The 23267-nt window shown below is 70.7% G+C and carries 21 protein-coding genes and 1 pseudogene; 16 read left to right on the top strand and 6 right to left on the bottom strand.

The genetic code is table 11. The annotated features are described in order from the left end of the window. Positions 1 to 29: 29 nt before the first annotated feature. Together ACFWPS_RS47205 and ACFWPS_RS47210 are read right to left on the bottom strand one after the other, a co-directional pair. Complete coding sequence (locus tag ACFWPS_RS47205) at positions 30 to 1175, bottom strand: CaiB/BaiF CoA transferase family protein (RefSeq protein WP_383718657.1); 1146 nt, start codon at positions 1173 to 1175, stop codon at positions 30 to 32. Continuing rightward, entirely contained in the window at positions 1172 to 2224 is a 1053-nt protein-coding gene (locus ACFWPS_RS47210) for an LLM class F420-dependent oxidoreductase (RefSeq protein ID WP_383718660.1), read from the bottom strand. Before ACFWPS_RS47210 ends, ACFWPS_RS47205 begins: the two co-directional genes overlap by 4 nt. A 136-nt stretch (positions 2225 to 2360) precedes the next feature. Here ACFWPS_RS47210 and ACFWPS_RS47215 point away from each other — a divergent pair, with 136 nt between their 5' ends. From ACFWPS_RS47215 to ACFWPS_RS47230, 4 genes are all read left to right on the top strand, one after another. Further along, positions 2361 to 3527, top strand: a complete 1167-nt coding sequence (locus tag ACFWPS_RS47215; RefSeq protein ID WP_383718663.1) for a thiolase family protein — start codon at positions 2361 to 2363, stop codon at positions 3525 to 3527. A 99-nt stretch (positions 3528 to 3626) separates the two neighbouring features. Further along, positions 3627 to 5123 (top strand): class I adenylate-forming enzyme family protein, encoded by a 1497-nt coding sequence (locus tag ACFWPS_RS47220; RefSeq protein WP_383718666.1) that lies wholly within the window; start codon positions 3627 to 3629, stop codon positions 5121 to 5123. Positions 5124 to 5364: 241 nt separating this feature from the next. Further along, a complete protein-coding gene (locus ACFWPS_RS47225) occupies positions 5365 to 5673 on the top strand; it encodes a hypothetical protein (protein WP_383718669.1) in 309 nt (102 codons plus the stop codon). Positions 5674 to 5694: 21 nt separating this feature from the next. Then, positions 5695 to 7197, top strand: a complete 1503-nt coding sequence (locus ACFWPS_RS47230) for a class I adenylate-forming enzyme family protein (RefSeq protein WP_383718671.1) — start codon at positions 5695 to 5697, stop codon at positions 7195 to 7197. 61 nt (positions 7198 to 7258) lie between these two features. On the opposite strand, the gene ACFWPS_RS47235 is transcribed toward ACFWPS_RS47230, so the two are convergent. Together ACFWPS_RS47235 and ACFWPS_RS47240 are read right to left on the bottom strand one after the other, a co-directional pair. Next, complete coding sequence (locus tag ACFWPS_RS47235) at positions 7259 to 8305, bottom strand: enoyl-CoA hydratase/isomerase family protein (RefSeq protein WP_383718674.1); 1047 nt, start codon at positions 8303 to 8305, stop codon at positions 7259 to 7261. A gap of 9 nt (positions 8306 to 8314) precedes the next feature. Then, positions 8315 to 9445 (bottom strand): acyl-CoA dehydrogenase family protein, encoded by a 1131-nt coding sequence (locus ACFWPS_RS47240; RefSeq protein WP_383718677.1) that lies wholly within the window; start codon positions 9443 to 9445, stop codon positions 8315 to 8317. 129 nt (positions 9446 to 9574) lie between these two features. On the opposite strand from ACFWPS_RS47240, the gene ACFWPS_RS47245 reads away from it, so the two are divergent. Continuing rightward, positions 9575 to 10762 carry an acyl-CoA dehydrogenase family protein gene (locus tag ACFWPS_RS47245; protein ID WP_383718680.1) on the top strand — a complete coding sequence of 396 codons (1188 nt, stop codon included), beginning with the start codon at positions 9575 to 9577 and terminating at the stop codon, positions 10760 to 10762. 79 nt (positions 10763 to 10841) lie between these two features. On the opposite strand, the gene ACFWPS_RS47250 is transcribed toward ACFWPS_RS47245, so the two are convergent. Beyond that, a complete protein-coding gene (locus ACFWPS_RS47250) occupies positions 10842 to 11831 on the bottom strand; it encodes an LLM class flavin-dependent oxidoreductase (protein ID WP_383718683.1) in 990 nt (329 codons plus the stop codon). 114 nt (positions 11832 to 11945) lie between these two features. Here ACFWPS_RS47250 and ACFWPS_RS47255 point away from each other — a divergent pair, with 114 nt between their 5' ends. From ACFWPS_RS47255 to ACFWPS_RS47305, 11 genes are all read left to right on the top strand, one after another. Continuing rightward, on the top strand, positions 11946 to 13205 hold the full coding sequence (locus tag ACFWPS_RS47255; RefSeq protein WP_383718686.1) for a MaoC family dehydratase N-terminal domain-containing protein: 1260 nt from the start codon (positions 11946 to 11948) through the stop codon (positions 13203 to 13205). 105 nt (positions 13206 to 13310) lie between these two features. Beyond that, positions 13311 to 14615, top strand: a complete 1305-nt coding sequence (locus ACFWPS_RS47260; protein WP_383718690.1) for a class I adenylate-forming enzyme family protein — start codon at positions 13311 to 13313, stop codon at positions 14613 to 14615. An 85-nt stretch (positions 14616 to 14700) separates the two neighbouring features. Next, positions 14701 to 15465 (top strand): SDR family NAD(P)-dependent oxidoreductase, encoded by a 765-nt coding sequence (locus ACFWPS_RS47265; RefSeq protein ID WP_383718694.1) that lies wholly within the window; start codon positions 14701 to 14703, stop codon positions 15463 to 15465. A 23-nt stretch (positions 15466 to 15488) separates the two neighbouring features. Further along, positions 15489 to 16253, top strand: a complete 765-nt coding sequence (locus ACFWPS_RS47270; RefSeq protein WP_383718696.1) for a crotonase/enoyl-CoA hydratase family protein — start codon at positions 15489 to 15491, stop codon at positions 16251 to 16253. Positions 16254 to 16282: 29 nt separating this feature from the next. Further along, positions 16283 to 17053 (top strand): SDR family NAD(P)-dependent oxidoreductase, encoded by a 771-nt coding sequence (locus ACFWPS_RS47275; RefSeq protein ID WP_383718699.1) that lies wholly within the window; start codon positions 16283 to 16285, stop codon positions 17051 to 17053. 14 nt (positions 17054 to 17067) lie between these two features. After that, positions 17068 to 18171 carry an acyl-CoA dehydrogenase family protein gene (locus ACFWPS_RS47280; RefSeq protein WP_383718702.1) on the top strand — a complete coding sequence of 368 codons (1104 nt, stop codon included), beginning with the start codon at positions 17068 to 17070 and terminating at the stop codon, positions 18169 to 18171. 5 nt (positions 18172 to 18176) lie between these two features. After that, positions 18177 to 19304, top strand: coding sequence for an acyl-CoA dehydrogenase family protein (locus ACFWPS_RS47285; RefSeq protein ID WP_383718705.1), 1128 nt, complete (start codon positions 18177 to 18179; stop codon positions 19302 to 19304). Between the two features lie 31 nt (positions 19305 to 19335). Beyond that, positions 19336 to 20520, top strand: coding sequence for an acyl-CoA dehydrogenase family protein (locus ACFWPS_RS47290; RefSeq protein ID WP_383718707.1), 1185 nt, complete (start codon positions 19336 to 19338; stop codon positions 20518 to 20520). After that, positions 20520 to 21326 carry an enoyl-CoA hydratase/isomerase family protein gene (locus tag ACFWPS_RS47295; protein WP_383718710.1) on the top strand — a complete coding sequence of 269 codons (807 nt, stop codon included), beginning with the start codon at positions 20520 to 20522 and terminating at the stop codon, positions 21324 to 21326. The genes ACFWPS_RS47290 and ACFWPS_RS47295 overlap by 1 nt, the downstream gene beginning before the upstream one ends. Then, a complete protein-coding gene (locus ACFWPS_RS47300; RefSeq protein WP_383718713.1) occupies positions 21326 to 22429 on the top strand; it encodes an acyl-CoA dehydrogenase family protein in 1104 nt (367 codons plus the stop codon). Before ACFWPS_RS47295 ends, ACFWPS_RS47300 begins: the two co-directional genes overlap by 1 nt. 114 nt (positions 22430 to 22543) lie before the next feature. Further along, positions 22544 to 23158 (top strand): TetR/AcrR family transcriptional regulator, encoded by a 615-nt coding sequence (locus ACFWPS_RS47305; protein WP_383718716.1) that lies wholly within the window; start codon positions 22544 to 22546, stop codon positions 23156 to 23158. A 4-nt stretch (positions 23159 to 23162) separates the two neighbouring features. Here the strand turns inward: ACFWPS_RS47305 and ACFWPS_RS47310 are convergent. Then, positions 23163 to 23267, bottom strand: a pseudogene (locus tag ACFWPS_RS47310) (NADPH-dependent F420 reductase); the annotation flags it as partial.

Raw genomic sequence — 23267 nt, forward strand, 5'->3', positions numbered from 1 at the left:
TTCCGGGGGCGGAGCCGGTCGTCGGCCGGTCACCGAGAACCCGGCCGTTGTACGACAGCTCCGCCCGACAGCAGTTCCCGGGTGCCCCGTACCCGCCACTCGTCCAGCACCTGCAGACTGTGCGTGCCAGGTACCGTCCGGGGTCCTGCGGCACGGGTCGGTGTGGCGGAGAAGCGCGGTGCCGGCGCGGGGACGGTTCCTCCCTCGACGGCCACATGGGCGATCCGGGCCGTCATATGAGGATCGAGTTCCGCCTCCGACCAGCTGAGCACCGGGGTCACACAGGCGTCCGTGCCGTCGAAGACCTTCTCCCACTCGGCGCGCGTACGAGCACCGAAGCGGGCGGCGAACGCCTCACGCATCCGCGGCCACGCCGCACGGTCGTGCTGTGAGTCGGCCCATTTCGGCACGCCCAGCAACTCGACGAACTGTGCGTAGAACTTCGGCTCCAGGGCGCCCACACTCATCCACCCGCCGTCCGCAGTGGCATATACGTCGTAGTAGGGGGAGCCGGTGTCGAGCATGTTGCTGCCGCGTTCGTCGGCCCAGCCATTGTGCCGACGCTCGGCCCAGACCATCGCCGCGAGATGCGTGACGCCGTCGACGATGGCCGCATCCACGACCTGGCCCACGCCGGTGACACGGGAGTGGTGCAGCGCGGCGAGGACTCCCACGACCAGATACAGCGCGCCACCACCGAAGTCGCCGAGCAGGTTGAGCGGTACCTGGGGCGGCCCGCCGGCGCGGCCGATCGCCGCCAGCGCGCCCGTGAGGGAGATGTAGTTGATGTCGTGGCCGGCCGAGACCGCCCGCGGTCCGTGTTGCCCCCAGCCGGTCATACGGCCGTACACCAGGCAGGGATTTCGAGCGTGGACGGCGTCGGGACCGATACCGAGACGTTCGGCGACGCCCGGCCGCAGTCCCTCGATCAGGACGTCCGCGCGCTCCGCCAGGCGCAGCACCGTCTCCGCTCCGTCGGGATGCTTGAGGTCGACGACGATCGACCGACGGCCCCGCTCCAGGAAGTCGGAGACGGGGGAGGGGACGGGACGGTCCACGCGGACGACGTCGGCGCCGAGTTCGGACAGCAGGAGCGAGGCCATGGGGGCTGGACCGAGCCCGGCGAGTTCGACTACGCGGACCCCGGCGAGAGGTCCGTGTGCGCTGGTGCTCATGCGCTCAGCTCCTTCAGAGCGGCCACATCGCGGACGCGCCGCTCGTGGGTGGTGGCCAGCGGCTTGGCGTTCAGGGTGGTCGCACCGCTCTCCGCGAAAGCCGCGACGCGTTCCCTGACCCAGCCGGGCGGGCCGATCAGCGAGACGCCGCGTACCAGCTCATCGGGGACGGCGGCGATGGCCTCGGTCTTGCGGCCGTCGAGGAAGAGCCGCTGGACCTCTGCCGCGGCCTCCTCGAAGCCGTAGCGGCAGGCCAGGTCGTTGTAGAAGTTCCTGCCCTTGGTGCCCATGCCGCCGACGTACAGAGCCAGATGCTCGCGCACTTGTTGTTCGGCGACGGCGCGTTCGTCGGAGTTCGCCGTGATCGCGACGTGGGTGTCCACGACGATGTCGAGCGGCGGAAGGTCGGGTACGCGGCGAGCTGTCCCCGCGGCGAGAGCGTCGCCGAAAGCGGCCTGCGCGCCCTCGGGGTGATAGAAGATCGGCTCCCAGCCCTCGAAGAGTTCGGCGGCGAGAGCGACGTTCTTCGGTCCGAGCGCCGCCAGAAGCATGGGGACGCGTTCGCGGACCGGGTGGTTGATGAGCTTCAGCGCCTTTCCCGCGCCCGAACCGCCGTGCTCCCAACCGAGGGGCAGGTGGTAGCGCGGTCCGTTGTGGACCACCGGTTCGCGGCGCCATACCTTGCGGCAGATCTCCACCACCTCCCGAGTCCGGGCAAGGGGAGCGTCGAACGGGATCCCGTGGAAGCCTTCGACGACCTGCGGTCCGGAGGCGCCGATCCCCAGGGTGAAACGCCCGCCCGAGACGTAGTCGAGGCCGGCCGCTGTCATGGCGAGCAGCGAAGGCGTGCGGGAGTAGATGTTGAGGATGCCCGAGGCGATCCGCACGTTGTGGGTCCGCGCCGCCAGATAGCCGAGCTGACTCACCGAGTCGAAGCTGTACGCCTCCGGGACGAAGACGATGTCGAGCCCGGCCTTCTCGTAGTCGACGAGTTCGTCGGCCGTTTCTGCGAACCCCCCGCTATAGGCCATCGGCATCCCGATTCGCATGTCACTGGTCCTCTCCCACCTCGTTCGGGCATCTGGCCGCCGCACCGCAGTCGTGATGTGAGCGGGCCAGCTCTGGAGTCAGCATAGGTGACCTAGTAAACTAACCTACAGTTGTTGTGAGCGAGGAGGCTGCTTTATGTCCACACGCGACGCCGTCATCGTCGACGCGGTCCGCACTCCGGTCGGCAGGCGGAACGGATCCCTCGCGGATCGGCACGCCGCCGACCTGTCCGCTCATGTGCTCCGGGCGCTGGTCGAGCGCACCAAGCTCGACCCGGCCCTCGTCGACGACGTCGTCTGGGGCTGTGTGCAGCAGGTGGGGCAGCAGGCCAACAACGTGGGCCGCATGGGCGTGCTCGCGGCCGGCTGGCCGGAGTCGGTTCCGGCCACCACCGTCGACCGCCAGTGCGGCTCGTCCCAGCAGTCGGTGCACTTCGCGGCGGCAGGCCTGATCTCCGGGCAGTACGACGTGGCCGTCGCCGGTGGCGTCGAGATGATGAGCGCCGTGCCCATCGGGTCCTCGGTGCGGGACCCCGAGTTGGGCAGGGCGGGCGGTCCACTCGTGCAGGAACGCTACGGCCGGAGCTTCAACCAGGGCGTCGGCGCCGAGATGATGGTCGAGAAGTGGGGCTTCGGTCGTAGGGAGATGGACGAGTTCGCCTCCGGCTCCCACGCCAAACTCGCGGAGGCGGCCGACAAGGGCGTCTTCCAGGGGCAGCTCGCGCCGGTCGCTCTCGCCGACGGCACGGTGTTCGCCACCGACGAAGGCCTCCGGCGAGGGACGACCGCCGAGAAGCTGGCGGGGCTGCGGCCCGCCTTCAAGGAGGACGGCACCATCCACGCCGGCAACTCCTCGCAGATCAGTGACGGTGCCGCGGCGCTGCTCATGATGACCTCGCAGAAGGCCGCTCAGCTGGGCCTCGCGCCCATCGCTCGCGTGCACACGGCCGTACTCGCCGGGGACGACCCGGTTCTCATGCTGGGCGCGCCGATCCCCGCCACGGCCAAGGCCCTGGCCCGCTCCGGGCTGTCCATCGACGACATCGGCGTCTTCGAGGTCAACGAGGCCTTCGCGCCCGTACCGATGGCATGGCTCGCGGAGACCGGAGCGGACCCGGGGCGGCTCAACCCCAACGGCGGCGCGATCGCCATCGGTCATCCGCTGGGTGCCTCGGGGGCCCGTCTGATGACCACCCTGGTCCATCACATGCGTGACAACGGCATCCGTTACGGCCTGCAGACCATGTGCGAGGGCGGCGGTATGGCCAACGCCACCATCGTCGAACTGCTCGCGACGGGGTGACGGCGGGTGCGGCGACCCCTTGGTCGCGCACTTGTGGGCGCGAAGGCTTTCCCAGACATAGTTATCTCAGTATGCTTTCTCTGGAAATGGAGGTGACCCATGGGCGCTCGCAGTCGCCTGGCCGAACTGCTGAGCAAGGCTCCCGCGGACGCCCGAGCCGTGGAGTTCGAGGAGTCGTGGTGGCACTGGGGAGCGCTGCGCTCGACCGCTCGGCGTCTCGACACGTTGCTGACCGAAGCGGGCCTGGGACCAGGAGCGAGAGTCGGAGTCGTTCTCGAAAACCGGCCTGAGCATCTCGCCGTGGTCTGCTCGGTGCTCGCCACCGGCAGATGCGTCGTCACCCTGAGCCCGCTGCAGCCCCCCGAGCGGCTGGCCGCCGACATCACCCGCAGTGGGCTGCCCGTGGTCGTCGCGTCCCCCGGCGTGCTGGATGAGGAGGGGGTACTGAACGCCGTCACCGGAACGGGGCTGGGGCTCCGCCTCGAACCCGACGGGACCGTGGAGCCCACCGGAGGCAGCCCATGTCCGGATGCCGAAACCGCGGCAGGCGTGTCCATCGAGATGCTCACCTCCGGTACGACAGGCCCGCCCAAGCGCGTCCGCCTTCTCGACCGGCAGTTCGACACGGCCCTGGAATCCAGCGGGCAGAGTCCGAAGGAAGGCGTGCTCCTGCGCTCTGGCGTGAGCCTTGTGACCACGCCACTCGTGCACATCGGTGGTCTGTGGAGTGCTCTCTCGGGCCTCTACGCAGGTCGCCGTCTCGTCCTTCTACGCCGCTTCGCGCTGGAGCCCTGGGTACGCGCGGTCGAACGGCACCGGCCGCCGGCCGCCGGACTCGTCCCGGCCGCGCTGCGCACCGTTCTCGACGCCAAGGTGCCGCCGAAGAGACTCTCCAGCCTCCGCGTGGTCACCTGCGGCACCACCTACTGCCCGCCCGAACTCGCGAACGCGTTCTTCCGTACGTACGGCGCCCGCGTTCTGATGACGTACGGAGCCACCGAGTTCGCCGGGGCTGTCGCCGCCTGGACCCTCCCGCTGCACGAGAAGTGGTGGGACACCAAGGCGGGCAGTGCCGGGCGCCCTCTTCCGGGCGTCGAGATGCGTGTCGTCGAGGGCGACGGGACCGGCGTCGAGTTCGGTGAAGTAGGCCACCTGGAGATCCGTACCGCGCAGTCGCCCGACGGAAGTGGCGCCTGGGTGCGCACAAGTGATCTCGCCCGCCTCGACGAGGACGGGTTCCTGTGGATCCACGGCCGGGCGGACGACGCGATCATCCGCGGTGGCTTCAAGGTCCAGCCCGACCAGGTACGCCGGGCCCTCGAACGCCATCCCGCCGTGCACGAAGCGGCCGTCGCGGCCCTGCCGGACGCCCGCCTGGGCCATGTACCGGTGGCCGCCGTCGAGCTGCGACCCGGCTGCATACCGCCGACTGTGCAGGAGCTCACCACGTCCTGCCGTGAGGTACTCACGCCGTACGAGGTCCCGGCTCATATCCTGGTCGTCGACGCCCTGCCCCGGACACCGTCGTCCAAGGTCAGCCGCGTCGAGCTGCTCGACCTCGTACGGGCCGCGCTTGCCGCGGACGGGGCGGCATGAACGCCGGGAGCGGGACGCCCCGGCGAGCAGCGGGGACGGCCGGCCCTCGGACGGCGGACCACGAGCGCGACCGGGCCTGCACCTCCCGTCTCCTCCTCCTGACGGGCAGGCCCCAGAAGTCCAGACTGCGTCGGCTTTCGTACGAGCCGCAGCCGACGTGGCCGGAGTCACCTCCATCGAGAGCAGAGGTGCACGAACCGGCTGAGCCGCCAAGAATGAAACGCACACCTTGGGAGTCACAGTGAAGCCACGAGTCGGGCAGACACTCGCCAGCACCGTCGACGAGACGGCCGTCATCGTCGTCCGTGCCCCCGACGCAGACGTGAGGATCACCTGCGGTGGCGCGGAGATGTGCGACACACGTGACAAGGCCGCCGTTACGGGGGTGCCGGACCCCACGCAGGCTGACGGGACGCTGCTGGGCAAGCGCTACGCGGACGACGAACTCGGTCTGGAGTTGCTGTGCACCAAGCCCGGGCAGGGCACGCTCGCCGTGGACGGGCGTCCGCTGCCGGTCAAGGCCGCCAAGGCGCTCCCGGCCTCCGACTGACCGGCGGGAGGTGAGCCTGCAGTGAACGTGACGATGCTGCTCGACATGGCAGCCGAGGGTTTCGCGGATCGTGTGGTCACCGGCCGCCGGGACGGTGGTCTGACCGCAGCGGAGCTGCGAGCCTGCTCCCTCGCGGCCGCCGCCGGCATCCGCGAGGCGGGTGCGGACGCCCTGGTCTTCCTCGATGTGAACGGCCCGGCCTTCCCTGTCGCCCTGTGCGCGGCCGCCCGGGCCGGTGTACCGCTCGTTCCGGTGAACTACCGCCTGGGCGAGGAACAGCTCTCCCTGCTCCTGGCCAACCACCCCAAGGCACTCGGGATCGCGGGCCCTGACCAACTTGAGGCGCTGGAGCGCGCCGGGTTGCGGGCCCGCTCGTCCGAGGAGTGGCTGCGCGCCGCCCGCGAGGCCGACGTGACGGACGTCGAGGAGGCGTTTGCCGAACCGGAGAGTGCGGCCGTCATCATCTACACCAGCGGTACCACCTCGGCCCCCAAAGGTGTGTTGCTCCGCCATGCCAACCTGGTCTCCTATGTGCTCGGCACGGTCGAGTTCGCCTCCGCCGAGCCGGACGAGGCGGCGCTGATGAGCGTGCCGCCTTACCACATCGCGGCCGTGGCCAACGTCCTGACGAACCTCTACGCCGGCCGCAGGACGGTCGTGCTGGAGCGTTTCACGCCCGAGGAGTGGCTGCGGCTGGTGCGGGATGAAGGCATCACGAACGCCATGGTGGTGCCCACCATGCTTGCGCGGATCGTGGACAGCGGCGCCGACAAGACGCTGCCTGCCCTGCGCGGCCTCGCCTACGGCGGGGCGCCGATGCCTTCGGTGGTGATCGAGCGGGCGCTGCGGACCTGGCCGCACGTCGGCTTCGTCAATGCCTACGGCCTGACCGAGACGAGTTCCACCATCGCGGTCCTCGGCCCCGAGGACCACCGGGCCGCGCTCGCCAGTGACGCCCCGGTCGTGCGCGCCCGGCTGGCCTCGGTCGGCCGTCCCGTGCCCACGGTCGAACTGGAGATCCGCGACTACGAGGACCGTCTGCTTCCACCGGGACAGAAGGGCCGCGTCTGCGTACGGGGTGAGCAGGTCTCCGCCGAGTACGTGGGTCACGGCAAGGCCGTCGACGCCCGCGGCTTCTTCGACACCCGGGATCACGGTTACCTGGATGAGGACGGCTACCTGTTCATCGCGGGCCGCGCCGACGACACCATCATCCGTGGTGCCGAGAACATCGCTCCCGCGGAGATCGAGGACGTGCTGATGCGGCATCCCGCCGTGCAGGACGTAGCTGTGGTGGGCGTGCCCGACGAGGAGTGGGGACAGCGCATCGAGGCGGTCGTCGTGGCGCGGCCAGGGACGACCGCCGAGCCCGAGGAGCTGCGCCGCTTCGTCCGTGAGGCACTGCGCGGGAGCAAGACGCCGGACCGCATCGAGATCTGGGACGAACTTCCGAGGACGCCCACGGGCAAGCTGGTGCGGCGCAGCGTCGTCACCCGGCTGCACGCCGGCGCGGCTGAGGTCTGAGCAGGGCGAGTCGTGGCCGTTCCCGACGGGAACGGCCACGATCGGCATGGAGCCGGTGGTGTCAGCGCCCCACGCAAGTGTCGATGAGGCCCCACTCCAACGCGGTGCGCGCGTCGATCGGTGCACCGCTGAGGACCAGGTACGCGGTACGCCACCGCCCGATGCGCCGCGTGACGCTCACGGTGCCCCCTGCTCCGGGAACCAGTCCCATGCGTAGTTCGGGGAGCTGGAAGTATGCGTCTGGGGTGGCCTCGACCCGGTCGGCGAACGCCGGGACCTCGATGCCCGCGCCGATGCAGGCGCCATGTAGTCGGACCCGGACCCGGTCGGCAGCACGGTGCACCGCGTGGCCGGCGCTCTGGCGGAGTCGGATCAGATGGGCGGTCGCCACGTCGGGCGTCGTACCGAACTCGTCGAGATCCCCACCGCTGCAGAACGACGGACCGTTGCCGCTCAGCTCCACCTCGGTGATCGTCGGGTCGAGCCGGGCGAGGGCCAGCGCCTCGACAAGGCTGTCCCGCACGTCCCGGCTGAAGGCGTTGTGGCGCTGCGGCCGGTTGAGGACGACGCGCAGGAGGGGTCCGTCGCGGGAGAGCAGGACCGGCTCGGGATGCTCGGGCACCGGCCGTCGCGGAGTACGGGCGCGCCAGGCGGCGAACTCGGGGCCCGCCAACAGCATCGAGTAGGCCAGTGACTCGGCGGTCAGGCCGTCGGCGACCGGCAGCCTTTCGGTGAGCCGGAGCAGACCGTTCAGTGTCACCGCGGCCCTGGGCGCGGCGGCCGTGTACTCGGCTATGCGCTCGGCGGTCGCCCAGGGATCCGTCACTCCCACCCGCTCGGATCCGTCGCCGTCCTCGCCGACCGGCACGAGAGTGAACGTCAGCCTCTGCACGAGGGGCGAGAGGCGGTCCGGCACGGAGTCTTTGGTTACTCCGATCAGTATCCGGCGCGGCTCGTCGGAGAGGACCGGCAACGGGTCGCCCGGGACCCATTGGTCCAAGTCGACGAAGGCAACCGGTGTCACCGGCTCCCCGGAAGGGGCCAGCTCCAACCATGTGGAGGCGTCGTCTGCGAACTCACGCGGACCGATGCGTTTGACGGTGTCCATGGCGGTGCCTCAGGGGAAAACCGGGTGCCGCGCTGCCAGCAGCAGTCGGCACACGCGTTCGTAGTGCAGGGCGGAGTTGCCGTACAGCACCTCGTCGGCCTTGACGCGGCGCAGGTACAGGTGGAGATCGTGCTCCCAGGTGAACCCGATACCGCCGTGGATCTGCAAGGCCTCACCGGCCAGTCTGCTCGCCTCCTCGGAGGCAAAGGCCTTCGCGGTGCTCGCGGCCTGCGAGGCGTCCGGCGCACCGGCATCGGCGGCCATGGCGGCGTAGTACACGGCTGCTCGCATGCCCTGGACGGCCAGGCGCATGTCGGCGGCCTTGTGCTTGATCGCCTGGAAGCTGCCGATGGGCCGACCGAATTGCACCCGGACCTTGGCGTATTCGAGCGTGGCAGCCAGCAGCCACTCGGCCGCGCCCAGCGCGTCGGCGGCAGTCAGGACGGCGCCCGCGTCGCGCAGTCGGCTCACACCGGCGGGCTCGGCATCGAGCCGACTCCCGAACGGGACGTGCACCCGGTCCAGGGACACCTCGTACAGGTTGCGGGTCAGGTCCAGTGACCGCTGGCGGCGCACGGTGACACCTGTGGCGTGGCGGTCCACGAGAAAGTTGACCGGCTCCGCGTCGAGCAGCGCCGCGACCAGCAGCCAGCGGGCGCTGCCGGCGTCCTGGACCCCGGACTTGGTGCCGCGCAGCACGAAACCGTCCCGCTGCGGTGTGGCCGTGGTGAGCTGGTGCCGTGTGCTCCATTGCCCCCCGGCCTCCGCGAACGCCCAGGTCGCGCGAGCAGACCCTGCCGCGAGCAGGGGTAGGACTTCGGCGCGGAGCTCGGCGGAGCCGCCCCGGCTCACCGCGAGTCCGACGAGAGCGCTGGTGAGGAACGGCCCACGGGCCACGGCCCGGCCCAGTTCCTCGGCGACCAGTGCGAGTTCCGTCAGACCCTGGCCCGCCCCGTCGTACTCCTCGGGCAGCGCGAGACCCATCCATCCCAGGTCCGCCCCCAGCTGCCACAGCTTGGCGTCCACGTCCTCGTCCGCGCCGAGCATGCCTCGTACCCGCTCGGGTCCGGCGTGGTCCCGGAGGGTGACCCGGGAGACGTCTCGGAGCATCCCCTGCTCCTCGCTGGGTTCGAAATCCACCGTCGCTCCCTCTTTCCGCCGGGCTGTGGTCCCCGACGCACGGCTCCATCGATTGGAAGAGGTATGGTATCACTAAGTTAACCAAGTCGATGAGGTCTGTATCGGCCTCGGTACCCCGTGGAGGCCACCGTGCGACTCGACACCTTGCCCGAACTCGATGCGTTCCGGGCCCGTGTGCGTGCCTTCATCTCCGATCATGCGCCGGGAATCAAGGCGCATACAGGGGTACGCGCCCCGGAGCCCGAACTTGTTCCGGCGATCCGCGCCTGGACCGCTCAGCTGTACGCCGAGGGATTTCTGGGGATCGGCTGGCCGGAACAGTACGGAGGCAGGCCGGACGCCCATCCGCTGGAGGCGTTCATCGTGGCCGAGGAGCTGACGCGGGCGCGCACCTGGGAGCCGATCGGCGCCGCCTCGCTCGCCGCGGCCGCCGTGATCGAGTACGGCACGAAGGAGCAGAAGGACCACTTCCTGCCCCGTATCAGGGGGGCCCAGGACATCTGGTGCCAGTTGTTCAGTGAGCCGGGAGCGGGCAGTGACCTGGCGGCTCTGACCACCAGGGCCCGCCGTGAGGGTGACGAGTTCGTCGTGGACGGCCAGAAGGTGTGGACGACCAACGGCCAGCACGCGGACGTCGGCTACCTGCTGGCTCGGACCGACCCGGACGCCCCCAAGCACAAGGGCATCACGGCCTTCGCCCTCGACATGCGCGCACCGGGCGTCGACATCCGCCCGCTACGTGAGATCACCGGCACCACGGACTTCAACGAGGTCTTCCTCGACGCCGTACGGATCCCCGCCGACCGGGTCATCGGTGAGGTGGACGACGGCTGGCGTGTGGCGATGTCCAGCCTCGCCCATGAACGCACCGGGGTCGCCGGGCACGCCGCCGAACTGTTCCTGTACCTGGACGACGTCCTCGGCGTAGCGGCGAACGCCTCCGTCGCGGGGCGGCCCGCGCTCGACGACGCCTCCGTGCGACGGGACATCGGCCGGCTCGGCACCCGGGTGTACGTGAACAACCTCATGAACAAGCTCCAGCAGTCGCAGATGCTGGCCGGCCGGGAGGATCCCGCGGCCGCCCCCCTCGGCAAGATCTTCTTCGGTGAGACCAACCTGGCGCTGGCCGAGTTCGGCATGGCCCTCCAGGGCGCCGATGCCCTGCTGACCGAGGGTGATGCCGGTGCGGTGGCCGACGGCTGGTGGCAGGACGCCTTCCTGTACGCACGGGCGTACACCATCGCGGGCGGAGCCAACGAGGTGCTGCGCACGGTGGTGGCCGAGCGGGCTCTGGGGCTGCCACGCGAACCACGGTGACGGTCGGTGCGGCGACCGGGGAGGAGGCCCATCCGGGAGAACCGGGTGGGCCTTCTGCCGTTGAGGCCGGTTGGGGGGCTCAGTCGAGCAAAGCCAGGCTTGCCCGAGCGTAGGCCTGTCGGCGCCGCTCGCTGACAAGGAAGGACGGGGGCGCGAAATAGGCCACGTCGCGGGCGAGTGAGTCGCCGCGTCGACGCAGGGCCTCGCGCGCATCCCGGGTGGAGCCGCAGATCGCGATCTCCTCGACCATCTCGTCGGTGACCGCCCCGGCCATGCCGTCGGTGTCGCCGCGCCGGAAGGCTTCCCGCAGCTCCTCGACCGGCTTCTGCCAGCCGTGATGCTCGACATAGGGGTCGTAGGTCTTCACGGTGAGATAGAAGGCGATCATGCGGCGGGCGTCGCGGACTGCGCGCTCGGGGTCGTCGTCATTCACGGCGGTGATCACCCACCCGTGCTCGACGGGCCGCTTCTCGCGTTCGCCCCGTTCGGCTCCGCGTGCCACCGCGGGCCGTACCACCTCGTCCCACCAGCTGCGCGTGAACAGGCCGTGCCCGATCACCCCGTCCGCGACCCGTCCGGCGGCGCCGGCCATCTGCCTGTTGAAGCCGGCGAGCAGCACAGGCACCTCGATACGGCCCAGCACGGGCGCGCGCACGTCGGCATCCACGCGGTAGAACTCGCCCTCGTAGCGCACCGGTTCGCCGTTCTCGGCATGGAGCCAGGCCCGCACGGCCCCGACGAGGTCGGCCATCCGGGCCACCGGCCGGTCCGCCTCGACGCCGAACCAGTCCCGGTTGATGCGGTACGCCCCGGAGCCGAGACCGAGGAACAGCCTGCCCGGGGCGTGATTCCACAGACCGCGAAGAGCGGCGGCGTGTGCGTAAGGGGTACGGGCGAAGGCGTACGCGATCGCGGGGCCCACCGTCGCCGTACGGGTGGCGAACGCCATCTCGGTGAGCGTCGTGTACGCCTCGTGGTCCACGAACTCACCGCTGCAGAACATCGTCACCCCGGCTGCCTCCGCCTCGGCGGCGACCTCGGCTCCCTGCCACGGAATTCCGTACTCCATGCCCGTCCTCCTCATTCCCAACCGCCCAAGACTCATCTAACCTAGTTCACTATGATAGCTCTGTAGGTCCAAGGTGCGAGAGCGGAAAGTCACCGACACGAGGGAGAAGGACACGTGAGTAGCGCGCAGCCGACAGTGCGGGAGGAAGCCTTCGGGGTTCTGACCGAGGCCGCACTGGAGAGGTCCCGGGGGCGCCTCGGCGTGCCGCAGCCGCAGCGGAACCCCCCGCACAACTACGAGGTGACGTGGGACGCCGCCCGCCACTTCGCCTACGGCTACGGCGACGACAACCCGCTGTACTGCGACCCCGAGTACGCGGCCGGCACCCGTTGGGGCAGGCTCCTCGCCCCGCCGACCTTTCTCTACACGATGGGGGAGGACGCCGCACCCAAGCCCGATGCGGAGACCAAGGCGCTGCTCAAGGGTGACCCGTTCGCCGGGCTGGGCTCCTACCAGGCGGTGATGGAGTTCGAGTGGTGGCGCCCGCTGGCGCTGGGCGACCGTTGCCGGGTGCTGCAGGCACAGGTGGGCGTCGCGGAGAAGAAGTCGAGCTTCGGTGGTCGTACGGCCCACGTCACCAATGACTTCCTCTACACCGACGGACAGGGCCGGATGCACGCCGTACGGCGCGGAACCTGGATCAACGCCGAGCGCCACACCTCGAAGAACCGGGCCAAGGAGCAGCTGGAGCAGACTCCCTACACGCCCGGGCAGTTGGCGGAGATCGACGCGGCCTACGCGGCCGAGACACGCCGCGGCTCCGAGCCCCGCTACTGGGAGGACGTACGTGTCGGCGACGAACTGCAGCCCCGTGTCAAGGGCCCCCTGACGACCACGGACGTCGTCGTGTGGCATCTCGGCTGGGGCATGCAGCTCACGCCTCCCGGAGCCTTCCGGATCCAGTACGACACCCGCAGGAAGGCGCCGGGTCTCTACCCCGCCAACGCGCTCAGCGTGCCCGACACCGTCCAGCGACTGCACTGGGAGCCGCAGCGGGCCCAGGAGCTGGGACTGCCGACGTCCTACGACTACGGCGGTATGCGGGAGACCTGGCTGGTGCACGCGATCACCGACTGGATGGGCGACGACGCCTGGTTGTGGAAGCTGCGCTGCGAGCACCGCAAGTTCAACTACCTCGGTGACACCACCTGGGTGCAGGGAAGGGTCGTGGGCAAACTCGAGGCCGACGGCCGTCACGAGGTGCACCTCCAGGTGTGGTGCGAGAACCAGCGCGGGCAGACCACCACGCCCGGCGTAGCAGTCGTGCTGCTACCGACGAGGCGCGCCCCGCGGGTGAACCTGCCCGAGCCGCCCGCAGCCGACCTGGACGGCATGGTGCGGCACGAACTGCGGCGTCATCGGGTCGCCGACTGACTTCCGGGCCCGGTCGCTCCCCACAGGGTGCACGAGGGCCTCCGACCAGACTCGACCGGCGGCCGGCGCCGGTGTGTCCGTACAGCGAAGAGCGGAGCGAACGAGATGTCACAGCAGACGATGCCGGCCGAGGCCCACCTGGCACGCCTGGCGAACTCCCCGTCCATCGGCCTCCGCGTCGCGGCGCTGGAACGCGGTCATGTCCGCCTCGTCTTCCACGGCGTGGCCTCGGTCGCGGAGGTGACGCTCGCGGAGCTCCATCGGCGCGCGTGCAGTGTCGCCGCGGGACTCGCGGCCCTGGGCATCGAGCGCGGCGACGTGGTCGCCGTGCAGTTGCCGCACCGGGTCGAGGAAGCTGTCGCCCATGCGGCGGTCCTGCTGCGGGGCGCGGTGCTGATGCCCTTCGACCTCTCCTGGAGCGCCCACGAGGTGCAGCGTGCGCTGCGGCGATCCCGGGCGGTCGCGCTGGTCACCTCGGCCTGGCGCTCCCACGACGTGCTTCGGGCCCGCAACGCGGCCGACGGCCTCCCTGGGCTGAGGCATGTCGTCGCGGTCCCCGGGACCTGGCCGACGGCCGGTGTGCCCGCCGACGCCATCGAATGGGAGATACTCGAACGCTTCCGTCCGCAACCTCCGGCGGCGGCCGCGCGCCCGGACGAGGTGGCGCTGATCGCGCACGCCCCGGCAGTCCGGTCGATGCCGTCGCGGGCCGTCCTGCACACCCATGCCTCGCTGCTCGCCGAACTGGCCACGATGCCGCCCGCGCCCGGTGTCGTTCCCAGGCGTGTCCACCTCGCTCCGCCGGGCGCGGGTGACCTCACCGCCACGACGAGCCTGCTGCGCGCATTGGTGACCGGGCTGCCCGCGGTGTTCCTCGAGCGCTGGGACGCGACCACTGCGGTGGAACTCATCCAGCGGCATCACGTGACATCGGTCGCCCTGACCCGCTTCCATCTGACAGCCCTGTTGGAGGCCGGTGCCCGCAGTGGCGAAGGGCTGGCTGACATGGAGGAATGTCACATCCTCGGCGCGATCACACGAGCGGTGGTGGAACAAGCCGACCGTGCCGGGATCGCGGCCTACGGTGGCTACAGCCGGGTGGAGCATCCCACCATCGCCGTGGGGTCGCCGCGCGACTCGCTGCATTTGCGTGTCGCGGGTGCCGGGCGCCTGCTGCCGGGCAACGAGGTGCGGATCGTGGACTCCGCCGGCCGGGATGTGCCGCCCGGGCGGGACGGGCGGATCCTCAGCCGGGGACCGGAACTGTTCCTCGGCTACCTGGAGCAGGCCGGGGAGCCGCCGATCGTCGACGGCTGGTTCGCGACCGGCGACCGCGGAGCGCTCGACGCCGATGGCCGCCTGTACATGACGGGCGCGGTGCGGGCGGAGGGGGCCGCCGACGCGGCATGACTAGAAGGTCAACATAGTTTACTAGGTGAGCTGGCGCGAGGTATGGTGCTGGAAGACGCCTCTCTCCACCACCAGGAGATCTCCAATGCACATCGAGGGAATGTCCGCGCTGGTCACCGGCGGTGCTTCCGGTCTCGGACTCGGAACGGTCAAACGGCTCGCCGAGGCCGGTGCCCGCGTGGTCATCGCCGATCTGCCGTCCTCGCCGGGCCAGAAGGTCGCCGACGAACTGGGCGACCGCGTCCGCTTCGTCCCCACCGACGTGACCGACGAGGACCAGTTTCGCGACGCTGTCGCCGCGGCGGGCGAAGCCGGTCCGTTGCGCGCCCTGGTGCACTGTGCCGGCATCAACCACACCATCCGGCTGGTCGACCGGGACGGGCAGCCGGGAGAGCTCGCGGGCTTCGACAAGGTGATCCGGGTCAACCTGATCGGCTCGTACAACGCACTGCGCCTGGGCGCCGCGGCCATGGCGGCCACCGAGCCAGTGGACGGCGAGCGCGGCGTGATCGTCCTGACCGCGTCCGTGGCGGCGTACGAGGGCCAGATCGGCCAGATCGCCTACAGTGCTTCCAAGGGCGGCGTGGTGGGCATGACGATCGTCGCCGCGCGCGACCTCGCCGGCCGCGACATCCGCGTGAACACCATCGCCCCCGGTCTGATGAAGACCCCGCTCTTCGACTCCCTGCGCGAGGACGTCCAGGCGTCGCTGGCGGCGAGTGTGCCGAACCCCAAGCGCTTCGGAACCCCTGACGAGTACGGCCGGACGGCGCAGTTCCTGATCGAGAACGCCTACGTCAACGGCGAGACCATCCGCCTCGACGGCGCCATCCGCATGGCGCCTCGCTGATCCCTCAAGGAGACCCACGCGCCATGTCCGACGAGGTACTGGTGGAGCACGCCGACGGCGTCACACTCATCACCATCAACAGGCCAGAGGCCCGCAACGCCGTCAACCGCGCAGTCAGCGAGGGCGTCGCGGCCGCCCTGGACGAGTTCGATTCCCGCAAGGACCTGACCGCCGCCGTCATCACCGGCGCGAGCGGCACCTTCTGCTCAGGCATGGACCTCAAGGCGTTCGTCGCCGGTGAGACGGTGGCCCTGGAGGGCCGCGGCTTCGCCGGCATCACCAGGCGGCCACCACGCAAGCCGGTCATCGCCGCCGTCGAGGGCTACGCCCTGGCTGGTGGCTGCGAGATCGTCCTCGCCTGCGACCTGGTGGTGGCCGCCGACGACGCCAGGTTCGGCATTCCCGAGGTCAAACGCGGTCTGGTCGCCGGAGCCGGCGGACTGCTGCGCCTGCCGAGGCGCATCCCCTACGCCGTCGCCATGGAGCTGGCCCTCACCGGTGACTTCCTGGATGCCGCCCGGGCACACCGCTACGGCCTGGTGAACCAGCTGACCGAGCCGGGCCAGGCGCTGGAGGGCGCTCGGCGACTGGCGGCGCGCATCGCGGCCAACGGTCCGCTGGCGGTAGCCGCCACCAAGGAGATCATCGTCCGCTCGGCCGACTGGTCCGCGGAGGAGGCCTTCGACAGACAGGCCGCGATCATGGGGCCCGTCCTCAGGTCCGCCGACGCGCGTGAGGGCGCCATCGCCTTCGCGGAGAAGCGTCCGCCGGTGTGGCGCGGCGAGTAGACATTCCGATTCCGATACGAGGAGCAGCAATGGAGCTGGCTGATGGCGTCGCCCTGGTGACGGGCGGAGCGGGCGGACTCGGCGAGGCGACGGTACGGCGCCTGGCGGCGGCCGGGGCCAAGGTCGTCATCGCGGACCTCGCCGACGAACGCGGCGAGGCCCTCGCCAAGGAACTCGGTGACGGCGCGGTCTTCGCCCGGACCGACGTGACCCACGAGGACAGCGTGCTCGCGGCGCTCGAAGTCGCGCGGGGACTAGGCGAGTTGAGGGTCGCCGTCAGCGCGCACGGCGGTCCGGTCGCCCACGCCCGCGTGCTGGACCGCGACGGCAACCCGTACGCCCTCGACCTGTTCAAGCGCACCCTGGACGTGTACCTCACCGGCACGTTCAACGTGCTGCGTCTGTCGGCCGCGGCGATGGCGAAGAACACGCCGAACGAGTCCGGCACCCGTGGGGTGGTGGTCAACACGGCCAGCATCGCCGCGTTCGAGGGCCAGATCGGCCAGTCCGACTACGCCGCGGCCAAGAGCGGGGTGGTCGGCCTCGGACTGGTGGCCGCTCGTGACCTGTCCGCGGTCGGCATCCGTGTCATGACCATCGCGCCCGGCACCTTCTTCACCCCGGCCTTCCGCATCCCCGAGGAGCAGGCGCAGGAGACCTGGGGCTCCAAGGTGCCGTTCCCCAAGCGCATGGGACGGCCCGAGGAATACGGCGCGCTGGTCCAGCACATCGCCGAGAACGACTACCTCAACGGCGAAGTGATCCGGATCGACGGCGCACTGCGCTTCGGCCCCAAGTGACGAGGACGACGACGATGAGCACGGCAGCCGGAGAACTCCGGGCCTACCTCGACGAGATCGCCCCTGCTCTGCACCGGGCCTGGCCGGACAACCGCTCCTTCGCGGCCCGTCTCGCCTGGCAGCGGGCCCTCCACATGGGCGGCTGGGCGGCCCCGCACTGGCCGGTCGAGGACGGCGGACGGGGTCTCGGCATCCTCGACCGCCTGGAGTGCGACGCGGAGCTCGCCCGCGCGGGAGCCCCCGACATCGCCGGCGTCTTCGGCATCAAGAACGTCGGCCCCACCATCTCCCGGTTCGGCACCCCCGGGCAGCGCGCCTCCCTTCCCCGGATTCTGTCCACGGAGGAGATCTGGTGCCAGGGCTTCAGCGAGCCCGACGCGGGCAGCGACCTCGCGTCCCTGCGCACTCGTGCGGAGCCCGAGGGAGACGGTTTCCGGATCAACGGCCAGAAGGTGTGGACCTCGGACGGCATGCGAGCCACTCACTGCATGCTCCTGGTCCGCACGGATCTCGGGGCCCGCCCGCACCAGGGCATCTCGGTCCTGCTCGTCCCCCTGGACACCCCCGGCATCGAACGCCGGCCCCTGCGCCAGATCACGGGCGACTACGAGTTCGCCGAGCTGTTCTTCACCGACGTGCACGTCCCGGCCGACTCCCTGCTGGGCCCCCTCAACGAGGGCTGGCGCGTCACCATGACCACCCTCGGCCATGAGCGAGCCGGCGTCGTCGAACTCGCCAACTCCCTCCAACGGGACGTGAAGAAGGCGGTGGCCGGGTTCCCGGACGGCGTGGCCGACCCCGTGCTGCGCCAAGAGCTGGCCCGCCGCTATGTCGAGGCCCGCACGGTCGGCCTGCTCGGCCGGGACGTGCTGCGCGCCCTGAGCGCGGGGGAGCAGCCCGGCCCCGCCCAGTCCGTCATCAAACTCGGCTGGAGCCTGACCACGCAGCGCCTGGGCGAGACCCTGCTGGACGCGGCGGGCCCCGCCGCCATCGCCGCCGGGGACGGCCCCGAGGTCCACCGCTTCCTGCGCGGACGTGCATCGACCATCGCCGCGGGCACCACCGAGGTCATGAAGAACATCCTGGCCGAACGCGTCCTCGGCCTCCCGAAGGGATGAGCGCCGTGAGCGACCGCAACGACGAGCACGACGAACTCCGCAAGGTCGTCCGTGCCTTCCTGGAGCACGCCTCGCCGAGCAGCGAGGTACGCCGGCTGGCGGAGACCGACGAGGGCTACGACCCCGAGGTCTGGCACCGCCTCGCGGACGAACTGGGCCTGGTCGGCCTCATCGTTCCCGAACGCTTCGGAGGGGCCGGCGCCGGAGCGGCCGAACTCGCCGTCGTCATGGCGGAGATGGGCCGCACTCTGCTGTGCGCCCCGTACCTGTCCTCGGCCGTGCTCGCACCGGCCGCACTCCTGGAGAGCGGGGACGAGACGGCCTGCGCCGAATTCCTCCCGGACATCGCGGACGGCTCCGTGATCGCGACCCTCGCGGCGGCCGAGGGCAACTCGGACATCCGCGACCTGGACGCCGTATGGACGACCGCGCGCGCCGACGGGGACCGCCACCTGCTGTTCGGCACCAAGGAACGGGTCACCGACGGATACGCGGCGGGGCTCCTGCTGACCGTGGCGCGCACGGAGAAGGGGCTCTCCCTTTTCGCCGTCGATCCGGAAGCCGTGGAGCGCCGGCCACTCCCCGCACTCGACCCCACCCGAAAGCTGGCGCGGGTCCATTTCGACCGGACGCCCGCCCGCCTCATCGGTACCGAGGGCACGGCTGACGCGGTCATCGCCAGGGTTCTCGACCTGGGGGCCGTCGGTCTCGCCGCCGAGCAGGCGGGCGGCGCCGAGCGATGCCTTGAACTGTCTGTCGAGTACGCGAAGACACGCGAGCAGTTCGGCCGGCCGATCGGCGCCTTCCAGGCGATCAAGCACAAGTGCGCCGAACTGCTCTATGAAGTGGAGTCCGCCAAGGCGGCCGCCCAGGACGCGGCCCGGCTGTGGTCGGCGGACGCGGCCGCCGGCGAGCAGGGTCTGGCCGCGTCGGTGGCCCGGGCGTACTGCTCCGAGGCCTACGTCCACGCGGCGGCCGAGACCATCCAGATCCACGGCGGCATCGGCTACACCTGGGAGCACGACGCCCACCTCTACCTGCGCCGGGCCAAGTCGTCGGCACTGCTGCTCGGCAGCACCTCGTGGCACCTGGAACGGGTCGCCGCCGGCATCGGCCTCGTCCCCACCGAATAACCCCCCGATCCTTCGACTCCGAGGAGGCCCGATGGCCAGCGCCACGGTCCAGGACGCCGGTACGTCCCCCGCGCACCAGGCGCACTGGAGTGTGCGCCTGGCTGAGTTCCTGGACGCCCACGAGGGCAGGCCGCCCCGCGACAAGACCGCGCGCCTGGCCTGGGCCCGCGCTTTCCACGCCGATCTGGAGGAGGCTCACCTCGCGGCTCCCGGCTGGCCTGCCGAGGCCGGCGGCATGGGACTGGACCTGGCCGACCAGATCGCCTACCACCAGCAGATGACGGCCGCCCGCGCCCCCAAGCACCCCTGCGGGCTGTCCTTCATCGTGGCACCCACCCTCATCAAGCACGGCACCCCCGAGCAGAAGAAGCGGTACCTGCGACCACTGCTGCGCGCCGACGAATTCTGGTGCCAGGGCTTCTCCGAACCGGGTGCCGGAAGCGACCTGACCTCGCTGACCACCCGAGCGGAGCGAGTCGGCGACGAGTACGTCGTCAACGGTCAGAAGCTGTGGACCACCATGGCCCACCTGGCCGACTGGATGTTCGCCCTGATCCGCACGGGCCCCGCCGGACCCGGCGGCGCCGGGATCTCGTACCTGCTCATCTCCATGAAGAGCGAGGGCATCACCGTGCGGCCCCTGAAGGACATCAGCGGTGGTACGCACTTCTCCGAGGTCTACTTCGACGACGTACGTGTGCCGGTCGCGAATCTGGTGGGGGAGGAGGACGGCGGGTGGGCCATCGCCCGCACCAGCCTGGGCCACGAGCGGGCCACCGCGTTCCTGTCCGACGAGTTCCGATATCGGCGGGTCGTCAACGAACTGCACCGGCTCGCCAAGACCTCGGGCGCCGCGGACGACCCCGTCGTCCGGCAGGACCTGGCCAGGATCGAGGCCTCGGTACGGGTGCTCGCCTCCAACAGCCGGCGTGCCCTCGACGCAGTGCTGCAGGGCCGGGACCCCGGTCCCGCGGCCTCGGTCAACCGGCTGGTGCGTGCCGAGTTCGACCAGCGTCTGCACGAGGTCGCGCTGCGCGTCGTCGGGCCCGACGCCGTACTGGGCCAGCGCGAGCAGACCGCCCCGGAAGGCGGACGATGGACCTACGGATATCTGATGAGCCGCTCCTCGACCATCGGGGCCGGCACCGCGGAGATCCAGCGCAACACCATCGCCGAGAAGGTCCTGGGCCTGCCCTCGTGGAGGAAGGAAGCCTGATGACGCCACCAACCGGACCGAGCAAGCTGCCGGCCTTCCAGACGATCCTGGCCGAACTCGGCGAGGACCATGTCCTGACGGTGACCCTCAACCGGCCCGAACGGCTGAACGCCTTCAACCAGCAGACCCTGGACGACTTCGCCGCGCTGTGGCGGTATGCCGCCCAGGAGGACGCCGTCCACGTGGTGGTCCTCCAGGCGGAGGGCGAGCGGGCCTTCTGCACCGGCGTCGATGTGGGGGAGGGCATCGACCGGCACCCCAACCCGTTCAGCGACCTGGATCCCGGGACCAGCCTGTCGCCCAAGCTGAACCGCTGCTGGAAGCCTCTCGTCTGCGCGGTGCACGGCATGGTGGCCGGGGGAGCCCTCTACTGGCTGAACGAGGCCGACATCATCGTCGCCGCCGAGGACGCCACCTTCTTCGACCCGCACACCACCTACGGCATGGTCGCGGCTCTCGAGCCCATCGGGCTCGTCCGCCGTATCCCCATCGGGGAGGTGCTGCGGATGGTGCTGCTGGGCAACGACGAGCGGATGTCGGCGCGCCGGGCCCTTGAGATCGGCTTCGTCAGCGAGGTCGTCCAGCGGGAGCGGCTGCGCGAGCGGGCGCACGAACTGGCCGCGCTGATCGCGGCCAAGCCACCCGTCGCGGTGCAAGGAAGCATCAGGGCGATTTGGGAATCCCTGGACACCGGGCGCAGCCAGGCCCTCGCCTCGGGGCTCGCCTACACCCAGATCGGCAACCCGATCGGCAAGGCGCAGATCGACCGCGATGCTGTCAAGAACCGGAAGTACGAGGTGCGTTGATGACCGCCGACGCGGAGATCGAGAAGGAACTGCGAGAGGCGCTCGGTGGCCTGCTGCACCGGCGCTGCGACATCGAAACGGTGGCCGCCCTGGCCGACGGGCCCGAGAGCTGGGACCGGGAGCTGTGGCAGGAGCTCAGGGACATGGGTGTACCGGGACTGGCGGTCCCCGAGGAGTACGGCGGCGAAGGCGCCGGTTTCTCCCTCGCGGTCGCCGCGCAGGAGGAGCTGGGGCGCCGGCTCGCGCCCGTGCCGACGGTGTCCATCGTCGCGGCTCAGGCCGCCCTGCTGACGGCGGGGACGGACGAGGCCGCGGGATGGCTGCGCCGGATGACGCGTGACGGTGTGACGGCCGCACTCGCCGTCGGACGCAGCGCCGACGGCTGGAGCCGGGCTCCGGGGATGCGCGCCGAGGACGGATCCGGGGAGTGGACCCTGACCGGAACCGTGCCCGTGGTCGCCGACGCACCGTGTGCGGCCGTGTTCCTGGTCACGGCGGAGACGGCGGCCGGCCCTGCCCTGTTCGCGGTGGAGCCGCAGAACGGGTGTGTCACGACACCCGTCGACGCCCTGGACCCGACCCGCCCCCTGGGCGCCGTCGCTCTGACCGACTGCCCCGCCCGACGGGTGGCAGGACCCGACACCTTCGGTGACGTCCTGGGCGCCGCCGAACGGGCGGCGCTCGTCCTGCTCGCCGCGGATGCCGTGGGGGTCGCCGCCGAGGCCATGGACCTCGCGGTGAAGTACGCCAGGACCAGGCACCAGTTCGGCCGCGCCATCGGCACTTTCCAGGCCGTGTCGCATCGCTGCGCGAACATGCTCATCGCCGTCGAGTCGGCCCGGGCTCTGGTCGCCGCCGCGGCCGGTGCACTCGACGAGCCCGGTCCGGACACCGACACCGCTGTGTGCCTGGCAGCCGCCGAGGCCCTGGAGACCGCGGTCTCCGTCGCCCAGGGGTGCGTACAGGTGCACGGTGGCATGGGCTTCACCTGGGAGCACCCCGCCCACCGCTACCTCCGGCGTGCCAAGGCCGCCGAGGCGCTGGTCGCGCTCCCGGACCGGCTGCGAGAGCGTGCGGCGACCGGTCTGCTCGCTGCTGTCTAGATGCCCGGCCACATGATGCCTGACCGCCCCTCGCCCGTGTTCACCGGGGCCGGACATGGTTACCCTGGTCGTCCCGCGTGGTCGTGCGGGACAGACGGAGAGGAGGCCGCGCCCGTGCCTACGGAGTCCGCGGAGCGTGAGCGGATCATCAAGGCGGCCTACCGCTGCCTGGCCGAGGCAGGAGGCGCGGGAGCGTCGGTAGGCGACATCCTGCGCATCGCAGGGCTCGGGACGCGTGCCTTCTACCGGCACTTCGACTCCAAGGACGACCTGCTCCTCGCCATGTTCCGGCGGGACAGCGAGCGGCTGCTGGCCGAACTGCAGAGCGCCGCGGCCAGCGCGGGCACTCCTGTCGAGGCGTTGCAGGGATGGATCGAGGCGATGCTGCGCCTGACGTCCGAGGCGCGTCGGCGCCAGCATGTACGAATCCTGTCCTCCGAGGGAGCCCAGCGCGCTGCGGGGTACGCCGCGGAGCGGGCCCGGGTCGCAGCGGGGCAGGAGGCCGCCCTTGCGCAGATCCTGTATCGGGGGCGCCAGGACGGTTCGTTCCCCTGGACCGACCCCGAGTCGGACGCCCGGTTCATTCGCGCCGTTATCGCCCAGGCATTCGACGAGCAGATGGCGCCGACGGTGTCCATGAGCGCGACCGAGGCTGCCGCCCGTGTGCGCGACTTCGTACTGAGGGCGCTGGGGGCGGCGGCACCGGCTGTGGAACCGCAGGAGCGTTGACGCTCTACACGTCGGTGACGCGGAGCCCGGCGTGTGCCTTGTAGCGGCGGTTGACCGAGATCAGGTTCGCGACCAGGGACTCCACCTGGTGGGCGTTGCGCAGCCGCCC

The organism is Streptomyces sp. NPDC058457 (assembly GCF_042720695.1).
Classification (GTDB): Bacteria; Actinomycetota; Actinomycetes; order Streptomycetales; family Streptomycetaceae; genus Streptomyces.